The organism is Brevundimonas sp. G8 (assembly GCF_902506205.1).
Taxonomy (GTDB): Bacteria; Pseudomonadota; Alphaproteobacteria; order Caulobacterales; family Caulobacteraceae; genus Brevundimonas.
The window spans coordinates 153,751-177,183 of record NZ_LR732816.1 but is presented as its reverse complement, the minus strand read 5'-3'; the positions used below and the strand labels follow the sequence as shown (position 1 = coordinate 177,183).

Here is a 23,433-nt window from a genome sequence, read left to right as displayed (position 1 = left end):
AGCGTGCGCTCCGGGCCTTTTCTGTGTTTGAGGTCCGGCGCGCTTACCAGATGCGGGCGCGGGCCTCGGGGGCGATATATTCCTTCTGGTCCGGCGAGACGCCGAAGGCCGCATACCAGGCGTCGATATTGCGCGGCGAGGTGGCGGCGCGGACCGAACCGGGCGAGTGCGGATCGGTGGTCAACTGCTCCTTCAGCGCCGCCTCGCGCGACTTCTCGCGCCAGACCTGCGCCCAGCCCAGGAAGACGCGCTGATCGCCCGACAGGCCGTCGATCACCGGGGCCGGCTGACCGTTCAGCGACTTGTGATAGGCGTCCAGCGCCAGCAGCAGGCCGCCCAAGTCGGCGATGTTCTCGCCCATGGTCAGGTCGCCGTTGACGTGCACGCCGGGCAGGGGTTCCAGACCGTCATAGATGTTGCCCAGCACCTTGGCGCGCGCCTCGAAACGAGCGGCGTCCTCGGCCGTCCACCAGTCGCGCAGCACGCCGTCGCCGTCGGACTTGCGGCCCTGGTCGTCGAAGCCGTGGGTGATCTCGTGGCCGATGACCGCGCCGATGCCGCCGTAGTTGACGGCCGGGTCTGCGTTCGGATCGAAGAAGGGGGCCTGAAGGATGGCGGCCGGGAACACGATCTCGTTGCGCGGCGGGTTGTAGTAGGCGTTCACCGTCTGGGGCGTCATGCCCCATTCCAGCGGATCGACCGGCTGGCCGATCTTGCCGCGCTTGTAGGCCCATTCGAAGGCCGATGAGCGCTCGACGTTGCCGTAAAGGTCGTCCGCCGTCAGCTCCAGCCCGTCATAGGACCGCCACTTATCGGGATAGCCGATCTTCACCCCGAACTTGGACATCTTGTAGAGGGCCTGCTCGCGCGTGGGCTCGCTCATCCAGTCCAGGGTCTTCAGACGCTCGGTCATGGCCGCGCGGATATTGCCGACCAGGGTCTCCATCTGGGCCTTGGACGAGGCGGGGAAGTGCAGGCGGACATATTCCTGGGCCAAGACCTCGCCCAGCTGGCCGTCGACCAGAGCCACGCTCCGGTTCCAGCGCGGCCGGTTCTCGGGCTGACCACGCAGGGTCTTGCCGCGGAAGTCGAAGCGGGCGTCGACGAAGGCCTTGGACAGATAGGGGCTGGCCTGATCGACCACATTGAACGCCTGCCAGGCCTTCAGCGTCTCGATGGGGGTGTCGGCGAACACCTGAGCGATGCCGGGGATGGCGGTGTTTTCCATCAGCACCAGGGTGTCGACGTCCGAGACCTGGGCGCCGGCCAGGAAGCCGGACCAGTCGAAGCCGGGAGCCAGGGTCGTCAAGTCCGCGACCTTGGTGGGGTTGTAGAGCTTGTCGATTTGGCGACGCTCGACCGTGGTCCACTGCTTGTCCGCGACCTTGGTCTCGAAGGCCAGGATGTCGGCGGCGGTCTTGGCCGGATCGGACCAGCCGATGGCGGTCAGGGTGGTGGTCAGATAGGCGAGATAGGCCTCGCGCTGGGCCGCGAAGTCGGGCTTCAGATAATAGTCGCGGTCCGGCAGGCCCAGCGATCCCTGCCCCAGATAGGCCGAGTTCACGTCGGGCTTCTGCAGGTCCTCGAACACGTCGATGCCGAACAGCGAGGCGCCGAAGCCAGAGTGGCTTTCGCCCATCAGTCGGGCCATGCCGGCATGGTCGCTCACGGCCTTGACGGCGGCGAGGTCGGCGGCCAGCGGCGTGGCGCCCAACTGCTCGATCTTCGCCTCGTCCATGAAGCTGGCGTACAGGGCGCCGACCTTCTGGGCGTTGGCGTTGGTCGGATTGGCGGCGCTGGTCTCGATGATCGATTTCAACTGGGACTGGGCGTTCTCATACAGGACGTCGAACGGGCCGAAGCGGGCCTTGTCGGCCGGGATCTCGGTCGTGCGCAGGTAGGCGCCATTGGCATATTCATTGAAGTCGTCGCCCGGCTTGACCGCCGTGTCGCGACCCGCGAGGTCGAAGCCCCAGGGCGTAACGCCCGGCGCGCCGTGGGAATGACCTTGGGGCGAATGGTCCTGAGCTGAGGCCGCTCCGCCGGTCAGGGCGACGACGATACAGGCCGAACAGGCGGCCATCAGACGAATACGATTCATGGAAGACTGGGTCCCGATTTTGATCGGCGGCACCATCGCGCCGGTGCGGCGGTCTGTCGCATGACGTTTTTGTAATCTTCGGACCGTCAGCCCCGTTCCAAACCCCGGCAAAACGCACTCAGCACCTCCGGATACAGCCCATGCTCCGCCGTCTTGACCCGTTCGGCCAGGGCCTCTGGCGTATCGCCCTGAACGATCGGCACGCGGGCCTGACCCAGGATGGGGCCTTCATCCACGCCCTCGGTCACCAGATGGACGGTGCAGCCGGCCTCGGCGTCGCCGGCGGCGATGGCGCGGGCGTGGGTGTCGAGACCGGGATAGAGGGGCAGCAGGCTGGGGTGGATGTTCAGCATCCGCTCGCGCCAGCCGCCGACCAGCCAGGGCGTCAGCACGCGCATATAGCCGGCGAGGGCCACGACCTCGACCCCGGCGGCGCGCAAAGCCTCGTCCACGACGCGCTCATGCGCCTCGCGATCCTTGCCGAACGGCTTGTGGGGGATGGCGAGGGTCGCAACCCCCTTGGCCGCCGCAATAGCCAGACCGCCCGCGCCCTCGACGTTCGACAGGACTAGCACGACCTCATAACCGCTGTCCGGCGCCTGACCCGCATCAATCAGGGCGGCCATATTCGAGCCGGCCCCGGAGATCAGGACGGCGACGCGCGTCTTCACGAGATCAGGCCGCTTCCAGCTGTCCGCAGACGAAGGCGACTTCGCCGGCGTTGAGCAGGGCGGCCAGGACCGGCTCGGCGTTCTCGGGCGCGACGATCAGGATGAAGCCGACGCCGCAGTTGAAGGTGCGGCGCATCTCGTGGTCGCTGATGCCGCCGGTCTCGGCCAGCCACTGGAAGACGGCGGGCATGGGCCAGGCGTTCCAGTCGAAGCTGGCCTGAAGGCCTTCGGCGATGCAGCGGGGCGGGTTTTCGATCAGGCCGCCGCCGGTGATGTGGGCCGCGCCCTTGATCAGGCCCGCCTTCATCAGCGGCAGGACCGGCTTCACATAGATGCGGGTCGGCTCCATCAGGGCCTGGGCCAGCGAGCGGTCCTTGGCGAAGGGGGCGTCGTCGCCCCAGGCCAGGCCCGACTTCTCGACCACCTTGCGCACCAGCGAATAGCCGTTTGAGTGGGGGCCGGTGGAGGCCAGGCCGATGATGATGTCGCCGGCCGCCTGGCGATCCAGATAGGGCAGGGCGTGGCCGCGTTCGACGGCGCCCAGGCTGAAGCCGGCCAAGTCATAGTCGCCGTCGGTGTACATGCCCGGCATTTCGGCGGTCTCGCCGCCGACCAGGGCGCAGCCGGCCTGGCGACAGCCCTCGGCGATGCCGGCGACGACGCGGCGGGCGGCGTCGATCTCAAGACGGCCGGTGGCGTAGTAATCGAGGAACAGCAGGGGCTCGGCGCCCTGGGCCAGCAGGTCGTTGACGCACATGGCGACCAGATCGACGCCAACGCCGTCATGACGGCCGGTCTCGATGGCGATCTTCAGCTTGGTGCCCACGCCGTCGGTGGTGGTGACGATCAGCGGATCCTCGAACCCGGCGGCCTTGAGGTCGAACAGGGCGCCGAAACCGCCCAGCGACGGCTCCGATCCGGGGCGGGCCGTGGACTTGGCCAGGGGCTTAATGTGTTCGACCAGCAACTCGCCTGCGTCGATGTCCACGCCCGCATCGGCGTAGGTCAGGCCGTTTTCGAGAGGCTTTTGGGTGTCGCTCATGGGATCTCGGGCCTGAATCGGGGCGGAAATGCAGCGCGGCTCTTGCCACAGGTAGGATGCGGGGGGCTATAGCATCGGAATGACGCCGATCACCACCACCGAGGCGCTGGCCGAATTCTGCGCCCGCGTAGCCACAGCACCCTTCATCACGGTCGATACCGAATTCATGCGGGAAACGACCTACTGGCCCAGGCTGTGCCTGATCCAGGCAGCCTCGGCCGAACACGCCGCCATCATCGATCCGATGGCGGAAGGCCTGGACCTGGAGCCGTTCCTGGACCTGTTGCGCGACGAGAAGATCGTCAAGGTCTTCCACGCCTGTCGCCAGGACGTGGAAATCTTCGTGCGCCTGGGGGCCATGCCCAAGCCGATGTTCGACACCCAAGTCGCCGCCATGGCCGCCGGATTCGGCGAACAGGTCGCCTATGATTCGCTGGTGCGACAGACGCTGCGCATCGAGGTGGACAAGGGCAGCCGCTTCACCGACTGGGCGCGCCGGCCGTTGTCGGAGAACCAGCTGGTCTATGCCCTGGGCGACGTGACCCACCTGGCGGCCCTGTATCCCAAGCTGCGCGACCGGCTGGAGAAGGAAGGGCGGCTGGACTGGGTCATGTCGGAAATGGCGGCCCTGACCGATCCTGCCATCTATGACACCAATCCCGAAAACGCCTGGAAGCGGCTGAAGCCCAAGAAGTTCTCGGCCAAATACTTAGCCGCCTTCAAGGCCGTCGCCGTGTGGCGCGAGCGGGCGGCGCAGGAGCGCGACCAGCCGCGCGGCCGCATCCTGAAGGACGAGGGCATTGACGAGATCGCCCAGCAGACCCCCACGGACGTGGAGGCGTTCAACCGCCTGCGCTCCGTGCCCAAGGGCTTTGGCGGCTCGCGGCTTGGCCTGGAACTGGCCGATGAACTGAAGCGGGTTCTGGCCGATCCCGAATCGCACGCGCCGGAGATGGAGCGCCCCGCCCACCGCCAGCCGGCCCCGCCGTCGGTGGTGGAACTGCTGAAGGTGCTGCTGAAAGCCAAGAGCGACAACGCCGGCGTGGCCTCAAAGCTGATCGCCACCGTGTCCGACCTTGAAAAGATCGCCATCAGCGACGACGCCGACATCGACGCGCTGAAGGGCTGGCGCCGCGAGATCTTCGGCGAGGACGCGCTGAAGCTGAAACGCGGCGAGATCGCTCTGGTGCTGAACGGCGCGCGAGTCGAGGTCGTCGAGATCGAGTAAGGGTCAGAGTCTCCTCCCCATGAAATGGGGAGGAGACGTATCGATCAGCCTATATCTTCAATCCCAGGTCCATCGCTTCGGCCAGGGCCTTGGCGCGTTTGCGAGTCTGTTCGCCCAGCAGGACGTCGGCATAGCCTTCGGTCGCGGTCAGGCGCAGGTCGCCGCCTTTGACCTTGGCGGTGGCGTTGGCCAGCAGTTGTGGCGAGCGGCCGGACAGGTCGCAGGCCAGGCGGATGGCCAGGCCGATGGCGCGGGCGCGTTTGGCGGCGTCGCCGTTCAGCAGCCGGTCGATGATCTCGGGCTGAGGCGTGGCGGGGCCGCCGCCGTAGCGGGCGTTCATGGCGCTGGCCAGGAAGGCCCGCTCCATATGGCTGATGCCGGCGACCGGCGCGCGCAGCACCTGATCGAACACCAGTTCCAGCCGGTGATCGGGATGCAGTCGCGCGCCCAGGTCCGCCAGGCGACAGGCTGCGGCGACCAGAACCGCGTCGCGTTCCTCGCCAAAGACCTCGGGCAGGGCGGCGACGATCTCGGAAATCCAGCCGTTCAGCGCGCCGGGCAGAGCCGGTGCCACGCCTTGCCGGCCGCCCAGAGCCGTGCAGCCCGCCAGCAGCGGATCGGCCGTGCGCGTCGCCTCGTCCAGCGTCTCGAACAACAGGCCCTCGCGCACGCCCCAGGCGGACATCTCGATCTGTTTCAGGCCCAGGTGCTTGATCAACCCCTCCAGCACCAGGCCGGCATAGGGCAGGGTCTCGGCCCGCTTCTTGGACACGCCGGGCAGTTTCGCCAGGCCGGCGGCCGACTGCTGCGCGACCAGACGTGCGGTCTCCAGCGCGTCCTCGGCCGACATCTGGTACTGATGCACCACCTTCAGCGGATAGGATTTCAGCGCCATCTGCACCTGGGCCAGGGTGCGCCAGGCGCCGCCGACGGCGTAGAGGCGGTCGCTCTGGAACTGGGCCGCGACGGGTTTCAGCGTCTGGTCGATGCGGGCCTTGATGCGTTCGGCGTCGAACCCCTTGCCCTCGGCAAGGGCGAAGGGACCCAGCGGCAGGGTCAGCCCGTGTTCGACCCCATTTCCGTTCAACCGCGTCAGCTCCAGGCTGGCGCCGCCCATGTCAGCCGAAACGCCGTGCGCCATCGGCGCGCCGGCCAGCACGCCCATGGCGGCGTATTTCGCCTCTTCCTCGCCAGTCAGGACGCGGATGTTCAACCCCGTCTCGGCCGCCACACGCTCGCAGAACTCCGGCCCGTCGATGGCCTCGCGCACGGCGGCGGTGGCGGCGATCAGGGTGGTGTCGGGGCGAACCCCCTCCAGCACGGCGGCGAATCGGCGCAACGCCGTCATCGCCATGACGACGCCCTCGGGCGACAGCTTGCGCGTCGTCGGCAGGTCGCGACCCAGGCCGGCCAGAACCTTCTCGTTATAGACGGTCCAGATCGCCCGGCCTTCGAGGCGGTACAGCACCAGGCGCACCGAGTTCGAACCGATGTCGATCGCGGCGATGTCGCGGTCGGTAAGCGTGTCGGTGGGCATCAGCGGCCCGGACGCTCATAACGCAGGACGGCAGGCAGGCTCTTGGCCTTGCGGCCGCGTCCCGACAGGCTGGGATTGGTCATGAAGTATTTGTGGGCCGAGAAAGGCCGCTCCGGGTCCGCAGGGGTGACGCGTGTATAGCGCCCTTCGGCATCCAGAACCCAGCTTTGCGCGTCGTCCTTGAGGTTGGCGACCATGATCTGGTCCAGCACCTGGTCGTGGACGGTGGCGTTGCGGATCGGCGTCATCAGCTCGACCCGGCGATCCAGGTTGCGCGTCATCCAGTCGGCCGAGGAGATGAAGACCTTGGCCTTGTCGTGCGGCAGATCCTTGCCGTTGGCGAAACAGACGATGCGGCTGTGTTCCAGGAAACGGCCGACGATGGACTTGACCCGGATGTTCTCCGACAGGCCCGTCACGCCGGGCCGCAGGCAGCAGATGCCGCGCACCACCAGGTCGATGCGCACGCCCCACTGGCTGGCGCGGTACAGGGCGTCGATGATCTCGACATCCACCAGCGAGTTCAGCTTGACCCAGATAGCCGCCGGCTTGCCCATGGCGGCGGCCGACATCTCCTTGCCGATCAGTTCGATCAGCGTGGACTTCATGTTCAGCGGCGAGACGACCACCGCCTCCAGGTGATCCGGCGTGGCGTAGCCGGTGATGTAGTTGAACACCTTGGTCGCATCGCGTCCCAGCACGGGGTCGCAGGAAAACAGCGACAGATCGGTGTAAACCTTGGCCGTGACCGGGTGATAGTTGCCGGTGCCGAAGTGGCAATAGGTCTTCAGGGCCTCGCCCTCGCGCCGCACGACGACGCTCAGCTTGGCGTGGGTCTTGTATTCGACAAAGCCGAAGACGACGTGGACGCCGGCCCGCTCCATCGCTCTCGCCCAGCGCAGGTTAGCCTCCTCGTCGAACCGCGCCTTCAGCTCGACCAGGGCGGTGACGTTCTTGCCGTTCTCGGCCGCCTCGATCAGGGCGGCGACGATGGGACTGTCCTTGGAGGTGCGGTACAGCGTCTGTTTGATGGCGATGACGTTGGGGTCGCGCGCCGCTTGACGCAGGAACTGCACCACAACGTCGAAGCTCTCGAACGGGTGGTGGATCAGCAGATCCTTTTCGCGGATGGCCGCGAAGACGTCGCCGCCGTTATCGCGCACGCGTTCGGGGTAGCGGGGCTCATAGCCCTTGAACTTCAGGTCCGGGTGGCCGCCGCCGATCAGGTCCGACAGCTGGGCCAGGCCCAGCATGCCGTCGACCAGCACCACGTCCTGGGGCGCGGCCTCCAGTTCGCCGACGATGAAGTCGCGCAGGTCGGACGGCATGGACGCCTCGATCTTGACCCGCACCACCGAACCCAGGCGACGCTGCTTCAGCGCCTCCTCGAACTCCAGCACCAGATCCTCGGCCTCTTCCTCGATCTCGATGTCCGAATCGCGGATCAGGCGCAGCACGCCCTTCTCCATGACGTCACAGCCGGGGAACAGGTGGTCGATGAACAGCAGCAGCACGTTTTCCAGCGTGATGAACCGCTTATGCCCCGGCGTGGACCGGCCGTCGGTGGGCAGTTGCCAGAACCGCTGAACCTGGGTCGGCACCGGCACCAGGGCGTAGAAGGTCTTGGTCTCGCCCTTGCGCTTCAGCTTCAGCGCCAGCGAGAAGCCCAGGTTGGGCAGGAAGGGAAAGGGGTGCGCCGGGTCGATGGCCAGCGGCGTCAGGACGGCGAAGAGCTGGTTCAGGAACTCGGGCTCCAGCCTCTCACGCTCGGTCTTTGTAATCTTCTGGCGGTCGACCACCTCGATGCCGGCTGTGGTCAGCTCCTTCTTCAACTGACGCCAGCGCAGCTGCTGCTCGGCCATCAGCTCGCCGGCCGAGACGTTGATCTGGTCCAGTTGCTCGGCGGGAGTCAGGCCGTCGGCGGACAGGACGCGGATGCGCTCACGCAACTGGCCCTTCAGGCCGGCGACGCGGGTCATGAAGAACTCGTCCAAATTATTGGCCGAAATGGACAGGAACCGCAGCCGCTCCAGCAGCGGGTGATTGGGGTTGGCCGCCTCTTCCAGCACGCGTTCGTTGAACGCCAGCCACGAGATTTCCCGATTGAAGAACCGGGTCGGCGAGGCCATCAGCTCTTCGCTCAGCGCCAGTTGGGGGGCGCGAGAGGCGGGAACCTCCTCGCCTCGGGTGTCGTCATGGATCGCGGCGTCGGTCATGACCCGGTTCTCGCGCGCGTCTGTGACGGCCGCAAGCGGGTGCGTTGAAAATCGTGAGAGGATCGGGGCGACGCGATGTCGCCCCGATCCCTTCGATTACTGAACCACGGCGTTCGGCGCGACGCCGGCGGGGCAGTCGCCCAGGCGTTTGGCGGCCACGCTCATCTTCATTTCGGCCATCGTCGGCGGAACGTTGGGGCCGCTGGTCTTGGTGGTGATGTCCACCTTGTAGGCCGTGCGCATGTCACCGGTGACCTTGCCGTCCGAGGTGACGGTCATGCCCTGGGCGTTACAGACGGCATGAAACTCGGCGCCGCCGGGCGTGGATTTGACGGTGTTCTCGCTACAGGTCACGCCGGCTTGCGGGGCGTTGAAGGGGTTTGATCCCGGCGCCGTTTCGCCGACACAGATCTTCACCGTCATCGGTTGGGGCATCTGGGCGCCGGACACCGTCTGTTGCCACAGGCCCGGTTCGGGCGCGGCGAGGGCGGCGGGCGTGGCCGCAGCAGGCTCACCATTGGCGGCGGTCTTGGTTTCTTCTGAGTTGGAACAGGCCGCGAGCAGGGCGACGGCGGAAATCAGGACAAGCTGAACACGCATTTGGACGTTTCCTGTTTGTGGAGCGCTTTGCCGCTCCGCAGGCTCAACGACAAGGCCAAGCTGTGCGTTCAAAATCCACGCGCGATTTCACGGCAAAGCTGTGCATATCCCGATATGTGGGCTTTCAGGGCGCTCAGACGTCGGGTTCGAGCGCGCCATCCATCGCATCAAGGACCTGGCGGGCCAGGACGCGCGTGACCGGGCGGTGCAGGGCGTCCAGTTGCTCCACCACGGCGGCGGCGGTGTCGGCCGACCGGTCCAGGCGGCGCACAAGATAGTCGATCACGTCGTCGGCTGGGGTGATGCTGCGCTCGGCGAACCGGGCGCGCAGGATAGCCGACAGAACGGCGTCGTCGGGCGCGGCGATGGAGACGGCGCGCACAGCGTCCAGGCGCGAGCGCAGGTCCGGCAGGTTTACCGACCACTGACGCGGCGCCGACCGCGACACCAGCAACAGCGCGCCGCCTCCCGAGTTGGCCAGGTTGATCAGGTGAAACAGGCTCTCGTCGTCCGCATCGGCCGCCCGGTCCAGCAGCACGGGCCGGCCTTCCAGATCCAGCGGATCGATCAGGGCGGCCTCGGCGCCGTTCAGCGGCACGGCCCCGACCCGTTCGGCCCAGTCGGCGGCGAGGCGGCTCTTACCTGATCCCGCCGGGCCATGCAGGGCCAGCACCGCCCCCGCGCCGTCGGGCCAGCGCGCTAGCACGCGCACGGCTTCGGCGTTGCTGTCCGAGGTCACGAAGGCCTCGCCCACGACATGACGCTCCAGCGGCAGACGCAGCTGTTCGGCGGTCGGACGGGGCAGGGCGCTCAGCGCGGTCATGAGCCCGTCTTAGCAGAGGCCAGGGTTAATCGCGTCAGGCCCGCTCTGTTGGTTCCGGGGAGCGAACCTCGCCCCTGTGGATGGAATCAGGCGAATTCGGCCAGGGCGGGGTTCAACTTGCCCGCCTTGAACTCGGTGACCGCATAGTCGGCCAGGCCGTGGATCTGGAACGGATCGGCCTTCAGCAGGGCCTCCAGCTCCTCTTTCGTCCCCCCGCTGCGCACCACCAGGATGCCGCCGGTGCGCGGAACCATCGGCCCGGCGGCGATGATCAGGCCGCTTGCGACATGGACGTCCAGCCATTCGCGATGCTCGACCGTCCGCGCCTCGATGGCTTCGATCGGCTGGGTGTAGGTGATGGTGACGATGAACATGGCGATCCTTATTTGCCAGCGACGGAAGCGTCTCTCTCTCGCGCATACGCTTGGCGCTGTTCTTCCTGTGCAGCAAGGCCAGGCACGCCGACGGCCGTTCTCACGGCGTCCGGCAACAGGTCTCGATCATAAGCCCCTTGGGTCACCTCGCTACCGTCATTGGGCACCTTAAACTGGGTGCCGTAGATTTGGCTCTGCCCAATGCTCTGCAGATAGCGATCCAGCGAGGCGGCGGCGAGTTCGCCGGCCATCGGCTCACCCATGGCTATAGCGGTCGTGGCCAGGGCGTGGGCCAGCAGGTAATCGTTCGCCTCATCTCCATGCTGGAAGATCAGGGCGGCGTGGAAGTAGTCTCGGCCGCTGGCGAGATCGCCTTGTGCCATAAGCTCGTGGACGCGGGCGCGCCGTGTTCGATCCCGTGTGGCGACTTCAACTCCCAAAGAGCCGGAAGATTGTCGCGCCGCCTGATCCGCTTCGTACAAGGCTGCGAGTTCAGGGTTGGATGCCGGTTGATCGACGATCAACTCGCGTCGGTAAGTTCGATCTCCACCCCAATCCGTCATCACCTTCGTCGGGTCATAGGGGCGGTAGAGGGTCAAGGATGGAATGCCCTCAGCCAAGCTCAGACGTGCAGCGCCAGTAGCGACCAGTTCGAGTTCATAGGTCGATCCGTCTTCCCTGCGCACCAGTTTCAAACGGTCAGGGCTTTCCATATCGACCGATAACGGCTGAACTGAAACCGCGCCTTCCGCTCCGCTGATCGTGCCGTCTCGAAAGAAGCTCACCCTGTCGGGGCGGGTTATGGATGTTTCGCCCGCGAGGTCACGGGCGATGTCGAGGAGGAAGGTCGGCCGACCCTCTACGGTCCAGACCCAGCGGCCGACGAATCCTTGTGGAATCTTCTCCAAAGCCGCAGCGGCGGAACCATCAGAGCAGGCAAAGATGACGGCCATCATCAGCGAAGCAAGCGCGCGGGGGAACATGGCTCAACCTTGAAGGTGTATGGTGCGATCTCAGGATGTGCAGTTCCGCTGTGCGTCTGCAAGGCTGAAACCTTGACTTTCCGGGGCGATGATGCGCCCTACGCCGCTTCGATTTCGGGCGCCGACGGCGTCGGATTCCACCGCCAGATACTCCAGACGGTTCGTTTCATGCACGCCTATCGCTCTCACACCTGCGGCGCCCTGCGCGCTTCCGACGCCGGTTCCGCTGTTCGCCTGTCCGGCTGGGTGCACAGGAAGCGCGATCATGGCGGCCTGCTGTTTATCGATCTGCGCGACCACTACGGCCTGACGCAACTGGTGCTGCACCCTGAAACGCCCGGCTTCGCCGCCGTCGAGCGTCTGCGCGCCGAGAGCGTGATCAAGATCGACGGCGAGGTCGTGGCCCGCGAGGCCGGCGTCGTGAACCCCAACCTGCCGACCGGCGAGATCGAAGTCCGCGTCCAGGGCGTCGAGGTCCTGTCGGAAGCCGCAGAACTGCCGATGCCGGTTTTCGGCGATCAGGAGTATCCCGAGGATATCCGCCTGGCCAACCGCTTCCTGGACCTGCGTCGTGAGCGTCTGCACAAGAACATCGTCCTGCGCTCCAGGGTCATCTCCTCGATCCGTCAGCGCATGGTCGCCCAAGGCTTCCTGGAGTACCAGACCCCGATCCTGACCGCCTCGTCGCCGGAAGGCGCGCGCGACTTCCTGGTGCCGTCGCGTCTGCATCCGGGCAAGTTCTATGCGCTGCCGCAGGCGCCGCAGCAGTTCAAACAGCTGCTGATGGTCTCGGGCTTCGACCGTTATTTCCAGATCGCCCCCTGCTTCCGCGATGAAGACCTGCGCGCCGACCGTTCGCTGGAATTCTACCAACTCGACGTCGAGATGAGCTTCGTGACCCAGGAAGACGTCTTCGCCGCCATCGAGCCGCTGATGCACGGCGTGTTCGAGGAGTTCGGCGAGGGCAAGCCGGTCTCGCCCATCGACGGCGCCCACACCTTCACCAACGATTTCGGCGAGACGTTCGAGCACAAGGGCTTCGAGCGTCTGACCTATGCCCAGTCGATGGCCTGGTACGGTTCGGACAAGCCGGACCTGCGCAACCCGATCAAGATGCAGGTGGTGTCCGACCACTTCCGAGACGGCGGCTTCGGTCTGTTCGCCAAGATTCTGGGCGCGGACGACAAGAACGCCGTCTGGGCCATTCCGGCGCCGACCGGCGGATCGCGCGCCTTCTGCGACCGCATGAACAGCTGGGCGCAAGGCGAAGGCCAGCCGGGCCTGGGCTATATCTTCTGGTCGGAAGACCAGGGCGCCTGGGGCGGTCCCATCGCCAAGAACCTGGGTCAGGAACCGACCGAGACCCTGATGGCCTCGCTGGGCCTGGGCCAGGGCGACGCCGCCTTCTTCACCGCCGGTCTGCCGTCGGTCTTCGCCAAGTTCGCCGGTCTGGCCCGCACTCGCGTGGGCACGGAGCTGAAGCTGATCGACGAGAACCAGTTCAAATTCTGCTGGATCGTCGACTTCCCCATGTTCGAATGGTCGGAAGAAGAGAAGAAGGTCGATTTCAGCCACAACCCCTTCTCGATGCCGCAAGGGGGGCTGGATGCCTTGGAAGGTCAGGATCCGCTGACCATCCGCGCCTATCAGTACGACATCGTCTGCAACGGCTATGAGCTGTGCTCGGGCGCGATCCGGAACCACAAGGCCGAGATCATGCTGAAGGCGTTCGAGATCGCCGGCTACGACGCCTCGGTGGTCGAGGAGCAGTTCGGCGGCATGCTGAACGCCTTCCGCTACGGCGCGCCGCCCCACGGCGGCCTGGCCCCTGGCATCGACCGCATCGTCATGCTGCTGGCCGGCGAAACGGCCATCCGCGAGGTCATCGCCTTCCCGCTGAACCAGCAGGGCGAAGACCTGCTGATGAACGCCCCGACCGAGGCGGAAGAACGCCAGCTCAAGGACGTTCACATCCGCACGGCCCTGCCGATCAAGGTCTGATCGGGGCAGCACCAAATACGACAAAGGGGACGCCGCGAGTCGTCCCCTTTTTGCTGCACGCGTCATTCGCGTTCAGGGCGAGCGTTGTTGCCTGCAACCGGAAACCGGGGTTTACGTTCGGATCGGACGTTAATCTTTCGGTAACCAAATGCGACGCGCCATCCGCCTGGGTCTTTTCATCGGCACTGTCCTGGGCATGAGCGCCTGCGCGACACAGTATGATGCGGCCGGGCGGCCGGTCTCGGGGGCTTACGGCTCGGTCGATGCGGGGCGGGCGGGCTGAGGCGCAAAGGAAAACGTGGCGCTGGTCGCGATCCTGCCCTATTGTAGCGCTGCGGACGCCGAATGTTGCGCCGCGTCGGTCCCCACACCCCCCTAGATGTTACTCATCGCTATTGTCGTCGTTCTGCTCCTGGTGGTGCTCAACGGCTTGTTCGCCATGACTGAATTGGCGGTCGTCTCCTCGCGGAAATCCAAACTCCAGGCGAGGGCGGAACGGGGAGACCGGGGGGCCAGGGCGGCGTTGAAGCTGTCCGAAGAACCGACTCAGTTCCTGTCCGCCGTCCAGGTGGGCATCACCCTGATCGGCATTCTGGCGGGCGCCTACGGCCAGGCGACCATCGCCGGCGAGTTGGACCGCATTCTGGAAGTCGCCTTCCCGGCGCTGACCGCCTACACCGAATTCTTCGCCACGGCCCTGGTGGTCGTGTGCATCACCTATGTGTCGCTGATCATCGGCGAACTGGTGCCCAAACGTATCGCCCTGATCTTCCCGGAGGCGGTGGCGTCAAAGATGGCGGCGCCGATCTCCAAGCTGGCGATCGTGCTGAAACCGTTCGTCCTGCTGCTGACAGCCTCGACCTCGGGCATCCTCAAGCTCTTGGGCGTCAAGGACCGCGACGGCTCGGACGTGACCCAGGAAGAGGTGGCGACCATCCTGGCGGAAGGCACCTCGGCCGGCCTGATCGAACCCGAAGAACAGGTGATGATCGAAGAGATCTTGCGCCTGGGCGACCGTCCGGTGCGGGTGGCCATGACGCCGCGCCACGACGTGTTCTGGATCGCGCTGGACGACCCCGAAGAGATGCTGCGCGAAGAGATTCGCACCTGCCCCTATTCGCGGATCGTGGTGGCGCGCGAGAGCGACGTCGATAATCCGCTGGGCGTGGTCCACAAGAAGGACCTGCTGGACAGCCTGCTGACGCACGGCAAGTTCGACATCGAGCCGCTGGTCGCCGAACCGGCCTTCATTCCCCAGTCGACATCGGTGTTGAAGGCGCTGGAGATCCTGAAGGGTTCCAAGGTCCACATGGCCTTCATCGTCGATGAATACGGCGCCTTCGAAGGCGTTGTGACGGCCACCGACATCCTGGAAATGATCGCCGGCGACTTCAACGAGGGTCACGACGAGGAACAGGCCTGGATCCATCAGCGCGCCGACGGCAGCTGGCTGGTCGACGGCCAGACTGATCTGGACGAACTGGCCGACAAGCTGGGCGAGAACTTCGGCGAGCACGAGGGCTATCACACCGTCGCGGGCCTGATTCTTCATCAGATCTCGCGCGTGCCGGACGAGGGCGAAGTGCTGCAGGTCGGACGATTCGAGGTCGAGGTCGTGGACATGGACGACCGCCGCATCGACAAGCTGATCTTCAAGGAACTGGTGAAAGCCCAGGACGAGCGGGCCGCCATCGCCGCGCATCTGGAAGACTAGTCGCAAGTGTCACATCGCCCTTGAAATGCAGGGCGGTGTCGGGCATACGCCCCCCTCTGGCGAACGCACGGACCTCTGGGTTCGAGCGGTTGTCTAGGAGTTTAGCTCAGCTGGTAGAGCACCGGTCTCCAAAACCGGGGGTCGTGGGTTCGAGTCCCCCAACTCCTGCCAATCCCCCCTGTCGCTTCCGGATGGGACTTCCCATCTGGGGCGACAGGAACAATTGTGTGAAGAGCAACTGATGGCCAAGGCCAAAACTCCCGGCAAGCGGCCTCAGGGCAACGCAAAGCCGCAGATCGGCGCCAAGCCGCAAGCCGCGGGCGCCGCCGCCATCACGGTCGATTCGCCCGAGCCCAAGAAGCCCCGCACCAGCCCTGGCCAGTTCCTCAGCCAGGTTCGCGCCGAGGGCCGCAAGATCGTCTGGCCCAGCCGCAAGGAGACCTGGATCACCTCGGTGATGGTCTTCATCATGGTGATCATCGCCGCGATCTTCTTCTGGATCGTGGACACCGGCCTGGGCTTCGCCTTCCGCTACATCATCGCTCTCGGATCCTGAGAAAGACGCGCCCATGACCGATGCAGCGCCCGCAAAGCCCGCCAATCCGCGCCACAAGTGGTACATCGTCAACGCCTACTCGAACTTCGAGAAGAAGGTCGCCGAGCAGATCCGCGACCAGGCCAAGCAGCAGGGCCTGGAAGACGCCTTCTCCGAAATCCTGGTTCCGACCGAGGACGTCGTCGAGATCCGTCGCGGTCGCAAGGTGAACTCGGAACGCAAATTCTTCCCCGGCTATGTGCTGGTGAAGATGGAAATGACCGACCAGGCCTATCACCTGGTCAAGAACACGCCGAAGGTCACGGGCTTCCTGGGCGCCGCGGGCGGCACCAAGCCTCTGCCGGTCTCGGAACGTGAAGTTCAGAACATCATCGGCCAGGTGGAAGAGGGCGTCGAACGTCCGAAGCCCACCATCCGCTTCGACATCGGCGAGAAGGTCAAGGTCATCGACGGCCCGTTCGCCAGCTTCGACGGTTCGGTCGAAAGCGTGGACGAAGAACACGCTCGCCTGCGCGTCGCCGTGTCCATCTTCGGCCGCGCCACGCCGGTCGAGCTGGAATACGCCCAGGTGGAGAAGGTTTCGGGCTAAGGCCTACGCACCTCGCAGATTTGAAGCCGCGTCCGAAAGGGCGCGGCTTTTTCGTTTCGGCGTCGTGGGGACACCGGCGCGTTGCCTTTATCGCCCCCCTCTGTTACACGCGCGCCTTCGCTCGGCGGGCCTCGGCTCGCGGGGCGACAAATCCGTGGGAGGCAGCCATGCCGCACCACGGCTCACCGGCCCTGCGTTCGTTCGTCGGGTCATTCATAGGAGAGACCAATGGCCAAGAAGATTCTCGGCTATATCAAACTGCAAGTGCCGGCCGGTTCGGCCACGCCTTCGCCCCCGATCGGCCCGGCTCTGGGTCAACGCGGCGTGAACATCATGGGCTTCTGCAAGGAGTTCAACGCGCGCACCGAGAAGGAAGCCAAGGGCACCCCGCTTCCGACCGTGATCACCGTCTATCAGGACAAGTCGTTCACCTTCCTGACCAAGACGCCGCCGGCGACCTGGTACCTGAAGCAGGCCACGGGCCTGAAATCAGGTTCCAAGCTGGTCGGTCGTGAAACGGCCGGTACGGTCAAGGTTTCGCAACTGCGCGAGATCGCTGAAAAGAAGATGAAAGATCTGAACGCGAACGACCTCGACGCCGCGACCAAGATCATCGAAGGCTCCGCCCGCGCGATGGGCCTCGAAGTGGTGGAGGGCTAAACCATGGCCAAGCAAACCAAGGCTCAAAAAGCCCGCACCGGCGTCAGCCAAGACCTGCTGCCGTTCTCCGACGCCATCAAGCTGGCCAAGGAAAACGCCAAGTCGAAGTTCGACGAATCCCTTGAGATCGCCGTCAATTTGGGCGTCGATCCGCGTCACGCCGACCAACAGGTCCGTGGCGTGGTGAACCTGCCGTCGGGTACGGGCCGTGACGTTCGCGTCGCCGTCTTCGCCAAGGACGCCAAGGCCGCCGAAGCCACCGCAGCCGGCGCCGAACACGTCGGCGCCGAAGATCTGTATGAAAAGATCGCCGGCGGCTTCATGGAGTTCGACCGCGTGATCGCGTCGCCGGACATGATGGCCCTGGTCGGTCGTCTGGGTAAGGTGCTGGGCCCGCGCGGCCTGATGCCGAACCCCAAGGTCGGCACCGTGACCCCGAACGTGGCCCAGGCCGTCAAGGACGCCAAGGGCGGCGCCGTCGAGTTCCGCGTCGAGAAGGCGGGCATCGTCCACGCCGGCATCGGCAAGGTCTCGTTCACCCAGGACGCCCTGGAAGCCAACGTGAAGGCCATCGTGGACGCTCTGGTGCGTTCCAAGCCGTCGGGCGCCAAGGGCACCTATGTAAAGCGCATCAGCCTGTCTTCGACGATGGGCCCGGGCTTCAAGGTCGACCCGTCCTCGCTGGGCGCATAAACGCTCAACGCTAGAACGACGAAGGCCCCGGAGAGCGATCTCCGGGGCCTTTTTCTTTGCCGGTTACGCAGTCCTCAGTAGGCCGCGGTGAAGCGGGCGCGGCTGTGTTGGGGGTTTTCCAGCTCGTCCACCATGGCGATGGCGTAGTCGGAAAAGCCGATCCTGCTCTCGCCCTTGTCGTCCACGACCAGTTGGTCGGTTCCGGTGCGGAAATGGCCCAGGCGAGGCGTTTCCTCGATTACGGCGGCGGGCGAGAAGAAGGTCCAGTCGATGTCCGTCTCTTGGCCCAGGGCGTCCAGGAAGACGATGCCGCCCTGGGCGAAGGCCTTCCATTCCTCGGGGAATTCGGGCGTGTCGATCAGGCGGACGCCGGGCGCGACCTCCAGGCTGGCGGCGCCGCCCGTGACGAGCAGGCGAGGCACGCCTGCGGTCTTGAGCGCGGTCAGCACGGTCTCGGCGGGCACGTCGAAATGCAGGGCGCTGATGACGGCGTCCGAACCCTTGATCAGGTCAGCGAGGGCGGCGGCGTCCGAGGCGTCGCCCGCGACGGGCGTGACGCCGTCGGCGGCGGGGATGGCGTCGGGTTTGCGGGCGATGGCGGTGACGGAATGGCCGCGCGCTGCGAGTTCCTTAGTGATTTCCGAGCCGGCGCGACCGCTGGCGCCGAGGACTGCGATTTTCATGGAAGGCTCCTTTGGGTATCCAATGGATACCAGGTGCGCTATGGGATGCAGCCATGCAAGACGGCACCTTTCACACACCTGGTCACCTTCAGGAAACCTGGACGCGCGGCGACGTGTTCGCGGCCAACTGTCCGACGCGGCAGTTGCTGGACCGGATCGCGGACAAGTGGAGCACCCTGATCCTGATCGTGCTGGGCGAGGGGCCGATCCGGTTCAACGCCCTGAAGCAGCGGGTCGATGGGGTGTCGCAGAAGATGCTGAGCCAGACGCTGAAGTCGCTGGAGCGCGACGGCCTGGTGTCGCGGTCCGTCGTGGCGACCGTGCCGGTTTCCGTGACCTATGCGGTGACGCCGCTGGGTTGCACGCTGATGGCCGCCATGCAGTCGATGATCGACTGGGCCGAGACCCAGATGCCCCAGGTCGCGGCGGCCCAGACGGCCTATGACGCGCGATCGTCCGACGCCCACTGACTTTTTTATCGGGTGCGGCGAACGGCCACGCTCGACCTGCGTTCCTGTCGCGACCTTGAAGGGGGCGACATGTTCGGACTGGGAAAATTGATGGGCGACAAGCCTGGCGTGGGTGGCCATGACCCGTGGAAGGGGCGGCTGGCGTTCGGCGCCATCGTGCTGGTCTCGGCCTATTTCGCAGTCCAGCTGATCGTGACGTTGCAGACGCTGTGGCTGCTGATCTTCGGCGCCATCGTGGTGGCGGTGATCCTGCGGGCGCTGGCCGATCCCATCGTCCGCTGGCTTCGGCTTCCCGATCCGCTGGCGGTCTTCCTGTCCATGGTGATTGTGGTGGCCGTGCTGGCGGGGATATTGACCCTGTTCGGAACCCAGATCGCCGATCAGGTGAACAGTCTGATCGCCGTCCTGCCCCAGGGCTGGGCGCAGGTGCAGAGCTGGATCCAGGCCCAACCCTATGCTGCGCAGGTGCTGGAACAGCTTCAGAACCTGGGCAGCCGGGCAGGGCAGGCGCTGCAGGTCGCGCAGCAGTTCGCCATCTCGTTCGCCGCCGGCGTCACCACCATGGTGCTGGTCATCGTGGCGGGCGTCTTCCTGGCCATTGAGCCCGCCAAGTCGCGCGAGGGGCTGCTGTCCATGTTGCCGATGGATCGCCGTCCACGCATGCGCCAGGTGCTGAATAGTTGCGGCAAGGCGCTGAAGGGCTGGCTGAAGGCGCAACTGTTCTCGATGGTGCTGGTGGGGACGCTGACCGGGATCGGTCTGGCGATCATCGGCGTGCCGTCGGCCCTGGGCCTGGGGCTGCTGACGGGTCTTGCGCAGTTCGTGCCCATCGTGGGGCCGATCGTCTCGACCATTCCCTCAGTTCTGGTGGCGGCGACGCAGGGCTGGCACACGGCGCTGCTGGCCGTGCTGGTTCACGTCATCATCTCCCAGCTGGAGAGCAACTTCATCACGCCGATGGTGCAGAAGAACGTGGCCAACCTGCCGGTCGTTCTGGGCATCTTCGCCGTGGTGGGCATCGGCACCCTGTTCGGACCGCTAGGCGTGCTGTTCGCCACACCGCTGGCATTGGTGCTGCACACCCTGATCACCATGCTCTATCGGCAGGATGTGCTGGGGGATCCCGATGCGAAGGCGCCCGGCGAAAAATAGGGGGTATGCGTCAGTTCGCTTGACGCAGGCGGCGCGATCACCTTTGGAACGGGCTGATCCCTTCGCTGGTGCAAAACGTCGCATGGCCTGTCCCAAGACCCGATCCTCGCGGAACCGCGCCTGATGCCGTCCGGCACCAAACGCACGGCGCGGTCCGAGACCCGTCAGGTCGCGGCCCTGCCGTGGCGCCAGACGGAAGACGGTCGTCAGATCCTGATGATAACTTCGCGGGAGACCCGCCGCTGGGTCATCCCCAAGGGCGGCCGGATGGTCGGCAAGACCGATCCCGAAGCGGCGGCCCAGGAGGCCATGGAAGAAGCCGGAGTGCGTGGCGAGATGGACCAGACCTCCATCGGCGTCTTCCGCTACGCCAAGGGTCTGAAGGACGGCGGCGCGCGCCAGTGCGTGGTTTCGGTCTATCCGCTTCAGGTGCTGGTCCAACTGGGCGCCTGGCCCGAGGCGCACCAGCGCGAGCGCCGCTGGATGAGCCTGAGCGAGGCGGCGGATTTGGTGCACGAACCCGATCTGGCCACCTTGATCCGCGACTTCGACGCCACGCCCCTGAAAGATTGAACAACCCCAGGGCGATTTTCGCTGGTCAGGCAGTCCGTGGCTTGTCGATAAAGGACGTGGGGAGGCTGTTCATGACCATCATTCGAATTCTTGCGCTTGGGTTGGCGCTCGGCGCGGCCGCGACTGCGGCGCAGGCACAGAGCAACACGGACACGTCACGTGACGATCGGCTGGTGGTCGTCGTGCGGCCTGACGAGGGGCTCGCAAGGCGCAGCGCCTTGGCGCGCGAACTCATCGACCTGTCGACAGGCCCCAACTTCGCCAAGGAGTTCGAGCGGGCCATGGGCGACCAGATGAGCAAGCTGGACGAGAAGGGCGGCGAGGAAGCTATTTGGGTCCGCACCAATATGCCGCCGATGCTGACCAGAATGATCGCGCGGCTGATGGACGATCTGGCGCCGATCTATGCGGAGATTTTCACCGAGGAGGAGCTTCGCGGTCAGATCGATTTCTATCGCAGTCCCGTCGGTCGGTCGGTAGCGGCCAAGGCCATATCGCTGGGCGTCGCCTCGCAAGAGTCCCAGACCGAGGCCATGACCAGTCTATACACGGAGTTCGAGGCCAAATACTGCGCCCGGTTCGACTGTGGCGACGAAGGCCAGACGGCCGCCAAGTCCACCCGCTAGCCGTCGAGTTCGGGATAGCGGCGGAAGATGCCGTCTTCGTTGAAGGGGATGCGGCGCGGGCTGGCCAGATAGGCGGCGATGCGGGGCAGGGCGGCGACGCGGTCGCGCACGGCGACGACGTGGGGCGTGGTCTTCAGGACGCGCGCCGACGCCTTGGGAAAGGCGTAGGTCATGCCTTCGACCACCTGAAACAGCGACAGGTCGGCATAGGTCAGGCGGTCGCCCACCATCCAGTCGGAGCCGTGCGGGTTTCGGTCCAGCACCTGTTCGGCCCAGCCCAGGAATTTGGCGATCCGCTCCTTGCGAAAGCCCTCGGCGCGTCGGGCGGCCTCGAGTTTCTGGTCGTCGTAATAGGCCATCAGATCGACCGGATGGTGGGTGTCATGCGCCTCGGCGACCAGGTCTGCCAGGGTCAACTGGATCTGGTTCAGCCAGGCGCGGTCGCTGTCGCCATTGGGGCTGAGGCCGAGTTGCGGACCCAGCCAGGCCAGGATGGCGGCGACCTGTCCGATGGTTCGGTCGCCCAGGCGCAGGAAAGGCGGGGCGAAGGGCGGCGTAATGGCGTCGGCCATCAACTTCATCATCGCCTCGCCGTCGTCCTGGCGCGAGACATCGACATAGTCGGCGCCGGCCGCCTCCAGCGCCAGACGGACGAATTCGCCCCGGCCCTGGATGGTCGGCCAGTAGTAGAGTTCATAGGCCATGCGATCCCTGCCTTGATTTCCGTGATCCGTCCCTGTAAGAGCGCCGCTTCCCGTCACTGGTTCATTCCCTTGACGGTCCTGTCCGAGAACTTCGGGGCGTGGGGGTCACCCAGGCCATAACTGTCAGAGAGCCCTCTGACGCCGTGGGGAGATGGGGACGCGACCCTGCGCTGTCAGCCCGCATTCCGGGACGGACGCCGTCAGACGCATCCTTCGGACAATACGACCGGCCCGAACGCTTTGCAGCGATGCATGGCGCTTTGGCCAATCCGTCGTCGGGAATAAGCCCGGCGGCGAATACCAAGACTGGAGACCGCAATGGACCGCGCTCAAAAAGCCGAGTCGATCGAAACGCTCAAGGGCGTATTCGCCGACGCCGGCTCCGTGGTCGTGACCCAAAACCTGGGTCTGACCGTTGCGGAAATGGAAGATCTGCGTGGTCGTCTTCGTAAAGAAGGCGGCGCGTTCAAGGTGGTCAAGAACCGCCTGGCGCTGAAGGCGCTCGAAGCCGAAGAAGGCAGCGAATTCCACGGCCTGTTCAAGGGTCCCGTGGGCATCGCCTATTCCGAGAACCCCGGTACGGCCGCCAAGGTCGCCACCGAGTTCGCCAAGGCCAATGATCGCTTCAAGATCATCGGCGGCTTCATGGGCGACACCGTCGTCGACCAAAAGGGCGTGGAAGTTCTTTCCAAGCTCCCGACGCTCGACGAAGTCCGCAGCCAACTCATCGGCCTGCTCAACGCGCCTGCGACTCGTATCGCTGGCGTGTTGCAAGCACCCGCCGGTCAGCTGGCTCGCGTGTTCAACGCCTACGCCACCAAGGAAGCCGCGTAAGCGGCCCAGCCTTTCATCTCTGCATCACTCTCTAAAACCAATCCTCCGAAGGAACACTGACAATGGCTGACCTCGCCAAGATCGTCGAAGACCTGTCCGCTCTGACCGTTCTCGAAGCCGCTGAACTGTCCAAGCTGCTTGAAGAAAAGTGGGGCGTCAGCGCCGCTGCTCCCGTCGCCATGGCTGCTCCGGCTGCCGGTGGCGGTGCTCCGGCTGAAGCTGCCGAAGAGCAAACCGAATTCACCGTCGTCCTGCTGGACGGTGGCGACAAGAAGATCAACGTGATCAAGGAAGTCCGTGGCGTGCGTTCGGACCTGGGTCTGAAGGAAGCCAAGGACCTGGTCGAAGGCGCTCCGCAGAACGTCGTCGAGAACGTCTCCAAGCAGAACGCCGACGAAGTCGCCAAGAAGCTGACGGAAGCCGGCGCCAAGGTCCAGATCAAGTAAGATCTGACTTTCGGCATTTGCTGAATATCGGAAAGGCCCGGCGGGAAACCGCCGGGTCTTTTTGTTTGTGGGGCCTACCGCAAGTTTTTGCTGGGCCTATCGCGCTCCGCGCTACTTGAGGCCCGGCGCTACTTGAGGCCGATCGGTGTCTGGTCGG

At 65.4% G+C, this 23,433-nt stretch carries 25 protein-coding genes and 1 tRNA gene; 15 read left to right on the top strand and 11 right to left on the bottom strand.

Going from position 1 to position 23,433, the window contains the following annotated elements; translation table 11 throughout:
• Positions 1–43: 43 nt before the first annotated feature.
• The 3 genes from CHRYSEO8AT_RS00855 to purM form a co-directional block, all read right to left on the bottom strand.
• Entirely contained in the window at positions 44–2,101 is a 2,058-nt protein-coding gene (locus CHRYSEO8AT_RS00855) for a M13 family metallopeptidase (protein ID WP_159844931.1), read from the bottom strand.
• Positions 2,102–2,187: 86 nt separating this feature from the next.
• Positions 2,188–2,772: a phosphoribosylglycinamide formyltransferase gene (gene purN / locus CHRYSEO8AT_RS00850; RefSeq protein ID WP_159844928.1), complete on the bottom strand. Its 585-nt coding sequence runs from the start codon at positions 2,770–2,772 to the stop codon at positions 2,188–2,190.
• A 4-nt stretch (positions 2,773–2,776) separates the two neighbouring features.
• Positions 2,777–3,814, bottom strand: coding sequence for a phosphoribosylformylglycinamidine cyclo-ligase (gene purM, locus CHRYSEO8AT_RS00845; protein ID WP_159844925.1), 1,038 nt, complete (start codon positions 3,812–3,814; stop codon positions 2,777–2,779).
• A 79-nt stretch (positions 3,815–3,893) separates the two neighbouring features.
• Here purM and rnd point away from each other — a divergent pair, with 79 nt between their 5' ends.
• On the top strand, positions 3,894–5,042 hold the full coding sequence (gene rnd / locus CHRYSEO8AT_RS00840; RefSeq protein WP_159844922.1) for a ribonuclease D: 1,149 nt from the start codon (positions 3,894–3,896) through the stop codon (positions 5,040–5,042).
• A 49-nt stretch (positions 5,043–5,091) separates the two neighbouring features.
• On the opposite strand, the gene CHRYSEO8AT_RS00835 is transcribed toward rnd, so the two are convergent.
• The 6 genes from CHRYSEO8AT_RS00835 to CHRYSEO8AT_RS00810 all read right to left on the bottom strand — a co-directional run bounded on the left by CHRYSEO8AT_RS00835 (position 5,092) and on the right by CHRYSEO8AT_RS00810 (position 11,575).
• Positions 5,092–6,579, bottom strand: a complete 1,488-nt coding sequence (locus tag CHRYSEO8AT_RS00835; protein ID WP_159844919.1) for a Ppx/GppA phosphatase family protein — start codon at positions 6,577–6,579, stop codon at positions 5,092–5,094.
• Positions 6,579–8,795 carry an RNA degradosome polyphosphate kinase gene (locus tag CHRYSEO8AT_RS00830; protein ID WP_159844917.1) on the bottom strand — a complete coding sequence of 739 codons (2,217 nt, stop codon included), beginning with the start codon at positions 8,793–8,795 and terminating at the stop codon, positions 6,579–6,581. The genes CHRYSEO8AT_RS00835 and CHRYSEO8AT_RS00830 overlap by 1 nt, the downstream gene beginning before the upstream one ends.
• Before the next feature lie 96 nt (positions 8,796–8,891).
• Positions 8,892–9,395, bottom strand: a complete 504-nt coding sequence (locus tag CHRYSEO8AT_RS00825; RefSeq protein ID WP_159844914.1) for a DUF3617 family protein — start codon at positions 9,393–9,395, stop codon at positions 8,892–8,894.
• Between the two features lie 133 nt (positions 9,396–9,528).
• Positions 9,529–10,218 carry a chromosomal replication initiator DnaA gene (locus tag CHRYSEO8AT_RS00820; RefSeq protein WP_159844911.1) on the bottom strand — a complete coding sequence of 230 codons (690 nt, stop codon included), beginning with the start codon at positions 10,216–10,218 and terminating at the stop codon, positions 9,529–9,531.
• Positions 10,219–10,304: 86 nt separating this feature from the next.
• Complete coding sequence (locus CHRYSEO8AT_RS00815; protein ID WP_159844908.1) at positions 10,305–10,592, bottom strand: YciI family protein; 288 nt, start codon at positions 10,590–10,592, stop codon at positions 10,305–10,307.
• 8 nt (positions 10,593–10,600) lie between these two features.
• Complete coding sequence (locus CHRYSEO8AT_RS00810) at positions 10,601–11,575, bottom strand: hypothetical protein (protein ID WP_159844905.1); 975 nt, start codon at positions 11,573–11,575, stop codon at positions 10,601–10,603.
• Between the two features lie 168 nt (positions 11,576–11,743).
• Between CHRYSEO8AT_RS00810 and aspS the strand changes: the two genes are divergently transcribed.
• From aspS to rplA, 8 genes are all read left to right on the top strand, one after another.
• Positions 11,744–13,576 carry an aspartate--tRNA ligase gene (aspS, locus tag CHRYSEO8AT_RS00805; RefSeq protein ID WP_159851553.1) on the top strand — a complete coding sequence of 611 codons (1,833 nt, stop codon included), beginning with the start codon at positions 11,744–11,746 and terminating at the stop codon, positions 13,574–13,576.
• A 148-nt stretch (positions 13,577–13,724) separates the two neighbouring features.
• Positions 13,725–13,859, top strand: coding sequence for a hypothetical protein (locus CHRYSEO8AT_RS16215; protein WP_255451352.1), 135 nt, complete (start codon positions 13,725–13,727; stop codon positions 13,857–13,859).
• A 96-nt stretch (positions 13,860–13,955) separates the two neighbouring features.
• A complete protein-coding gene (locus CHRYSEO8AT_RS00800) occupies positions 13,956–15,290 on the top strand; it encodes a hemolysin family protein (RefSeq protein WP_201304318.1) in 1,335 nt (444 codons plus the stop codon).
• 95 nt (positions 15,291–15,385) lie between these two features.
• A tRNA-Trp gene (locus CHRYSEO8AT_RS00795) sits at positions 15,386–15,461 on the top strand.
• Positions 15,462–15,531: 70 nt separating this feature from the next.
• The gene (gene secE / locus CHRYSEO8AT_RS00790) at positions 15,532–15,846 is read left to right on the top strand and encodes a preprotein translocase subunit SecE (RefSeq protein ID WP_159844902.1); all 315 of its coding nucleotides are present in this window, start codon (positions 15,532–15,534) and stop codon (positions 15,844–15,846) included.
• Between the two features lie 13 nt (positions 15,847–15,859).
• Positions 15,860–16,435, top strand: a complete 576-nt coding sequence (gene nusG / locus CHRYSEO8AT_RS00785) for a transcription termination/antitermination protein NusG (RefSeq protein ID WP_159844899.1) — start codon at positions 15,860–15,862, stop codon at positions 16,433–16,435.
• 228 nt (positions 16,436–16,663) lie between these two features.
• Complete coding sequence (gene rplK, locus CHRYSEO8AT_RS00780) at positions 16,664–17,095, top strand: 50S ribosomal protein L11 (protein ID WP_135193053.1); 432 nt, start codon at positions 16,664–16,666, stop codon at positions 17,093–17,095.
• A gap of 3 nt (positions 17,096–17,098) precedes the next feature.
• On the top strand, positions 17,099–17,788 hold the full coding sequence (gene rplA, locus CHRYSEO8AT_RS00775; RefSeq protein WP_159844895.1) for a 50S ribosomal protein L1: 690 nt from the start codon (positions 17,099–17,101) through the stop codon (positions 17,786–17,788).
• Positions 17,789–17,862: 74 nt separating this feature from the next.
• Here the strand turns inward: rplA and CHRYSEO8AT_RS00770 are convergent, their stop codons facing one another.
• Positions 17,863–18,471, bottom strand: coding sequence for an NAD(P)-dependent oxidoreductase (locus tag CHRYSEO8AT_RS00770; RefSeq protein WP_159844892.1), 609 nt, complete (start codon positions 18,469–18,471; stop codon positions 17,863–17,865).
• 53 nt (positions 18,472–18,524) lie between these two features.
• On the opposite strand from CHRYSEO8AT_RS00770, the gene CHRYSEO8AT_RS00765 reads away from it, so the two are divergent.
• From CHRYSEO8AT_RS00765 to CHRYSEO8AT_RS00750, 4 genes are all read left to right on the top strand, one after another.
• Positions 18,525–18,941 carry a helix-turn-helix domain-containing protein gene (locus tag CHRYSEO8AT_RS00765; RefSeq protein WP_159844889.1) on the top strand — a complete coding sequence of 139 codons (417 nt, stop codon included), beginning with the start codon at positions 18,525–18,527 and terminating at the stop codon, positions 18,939–18,941.
• A 90-nt stretch (positions 18,942–19,031) separates the two neighbouring features.
• Positions 19,032–20,093, top strand: a complete 1,062-nt coding sequence (locus CHRYSEO8AT_RS00760; protein WP_201304317.1) for an AI-2E family transporter — start codon at positions 19,032–19,034, stop codon at positions 20,091–20,093.
• Positions 20,094–20,216: 123 nt separating this feature from the next.
• Positions 20,217–20,666 (top strand): NUDIX hydrolase, encoded by a 450-nt coding sequence (locus CHRYSEO8AT_RS00755; protein WP_159844883.1) that lies wholly within the window; start codon positions 20,217–20,219, stop codon positions 20,664–20,666.
• Positions 20,667–20,737: 71 nt separating this feature from the next.
• Positions 20,738–21,292 carry a DUF2059 domain-containing protein gene (locus tag CHRYSEO8AT_RS00750; RefSeq protein WP_159844880.1) on the top strand — a complete coding sequence of 185 codons (555 nt, stop codon included), beginning with the start codon at positions 20,738–20,740 and terminating at the stop codon, positions 21,290–21,292.
• Here the strand turns inward: CHRYSEO8AT_RS00750 and CHRYSEO8AT_RS00745 are convergent.
• Positions 21,289–21,996: a glutathione S-transferase gene (locus CHRYSEO8AT_RS00745; RefSeq protein WP_159844877.1), complete on the bottom strand. Its 708-nt coding sequence runs from the start codon at positions 21,994–21,996 to the stop codon at positions 21,289–21,291. The genes CHRYSEO8AT_RS00750 and CHRYSEO8AT_RS00745 overlap by 4 nt on opposite strands.
• Before the next feature lie 318 nt (positions 21,997–22,314).
• On the opposite strand from CHRYSEO8AT_RS00745, the gene rplJ reads away from it, so the two are divergent.
• The gene (gene rplJ, locus CHRYSEO8AT_RS00740) at positions 22,315–22,830 is read left to right on the top strand and encodes a 50S ribosomal protein L10 (protein ID WP_135193046.1); all 516 of its coding nucleotides are present in this window, start codon (positions 22,315–22,317) and stop codon (positions 22,828–22,830) included.
• 62 nt (positions 22,831–22,892) lie between these two features.
• The gene (gene rplL, locus CHRYSEO8AT_RS00735; protein WP_135193045.1) at positions 22,893–23,276 is read left to right on the top strand and encodes a 50S ribosomal protein L7/L12; all 384 of its coding nucleotides are present in this window, start codon (positions 22,893–22,895) and stop codon (positions 23,274–23,276) included.
• Positions 23,277–23,433 lie beyond the last annotated feature (157 nt).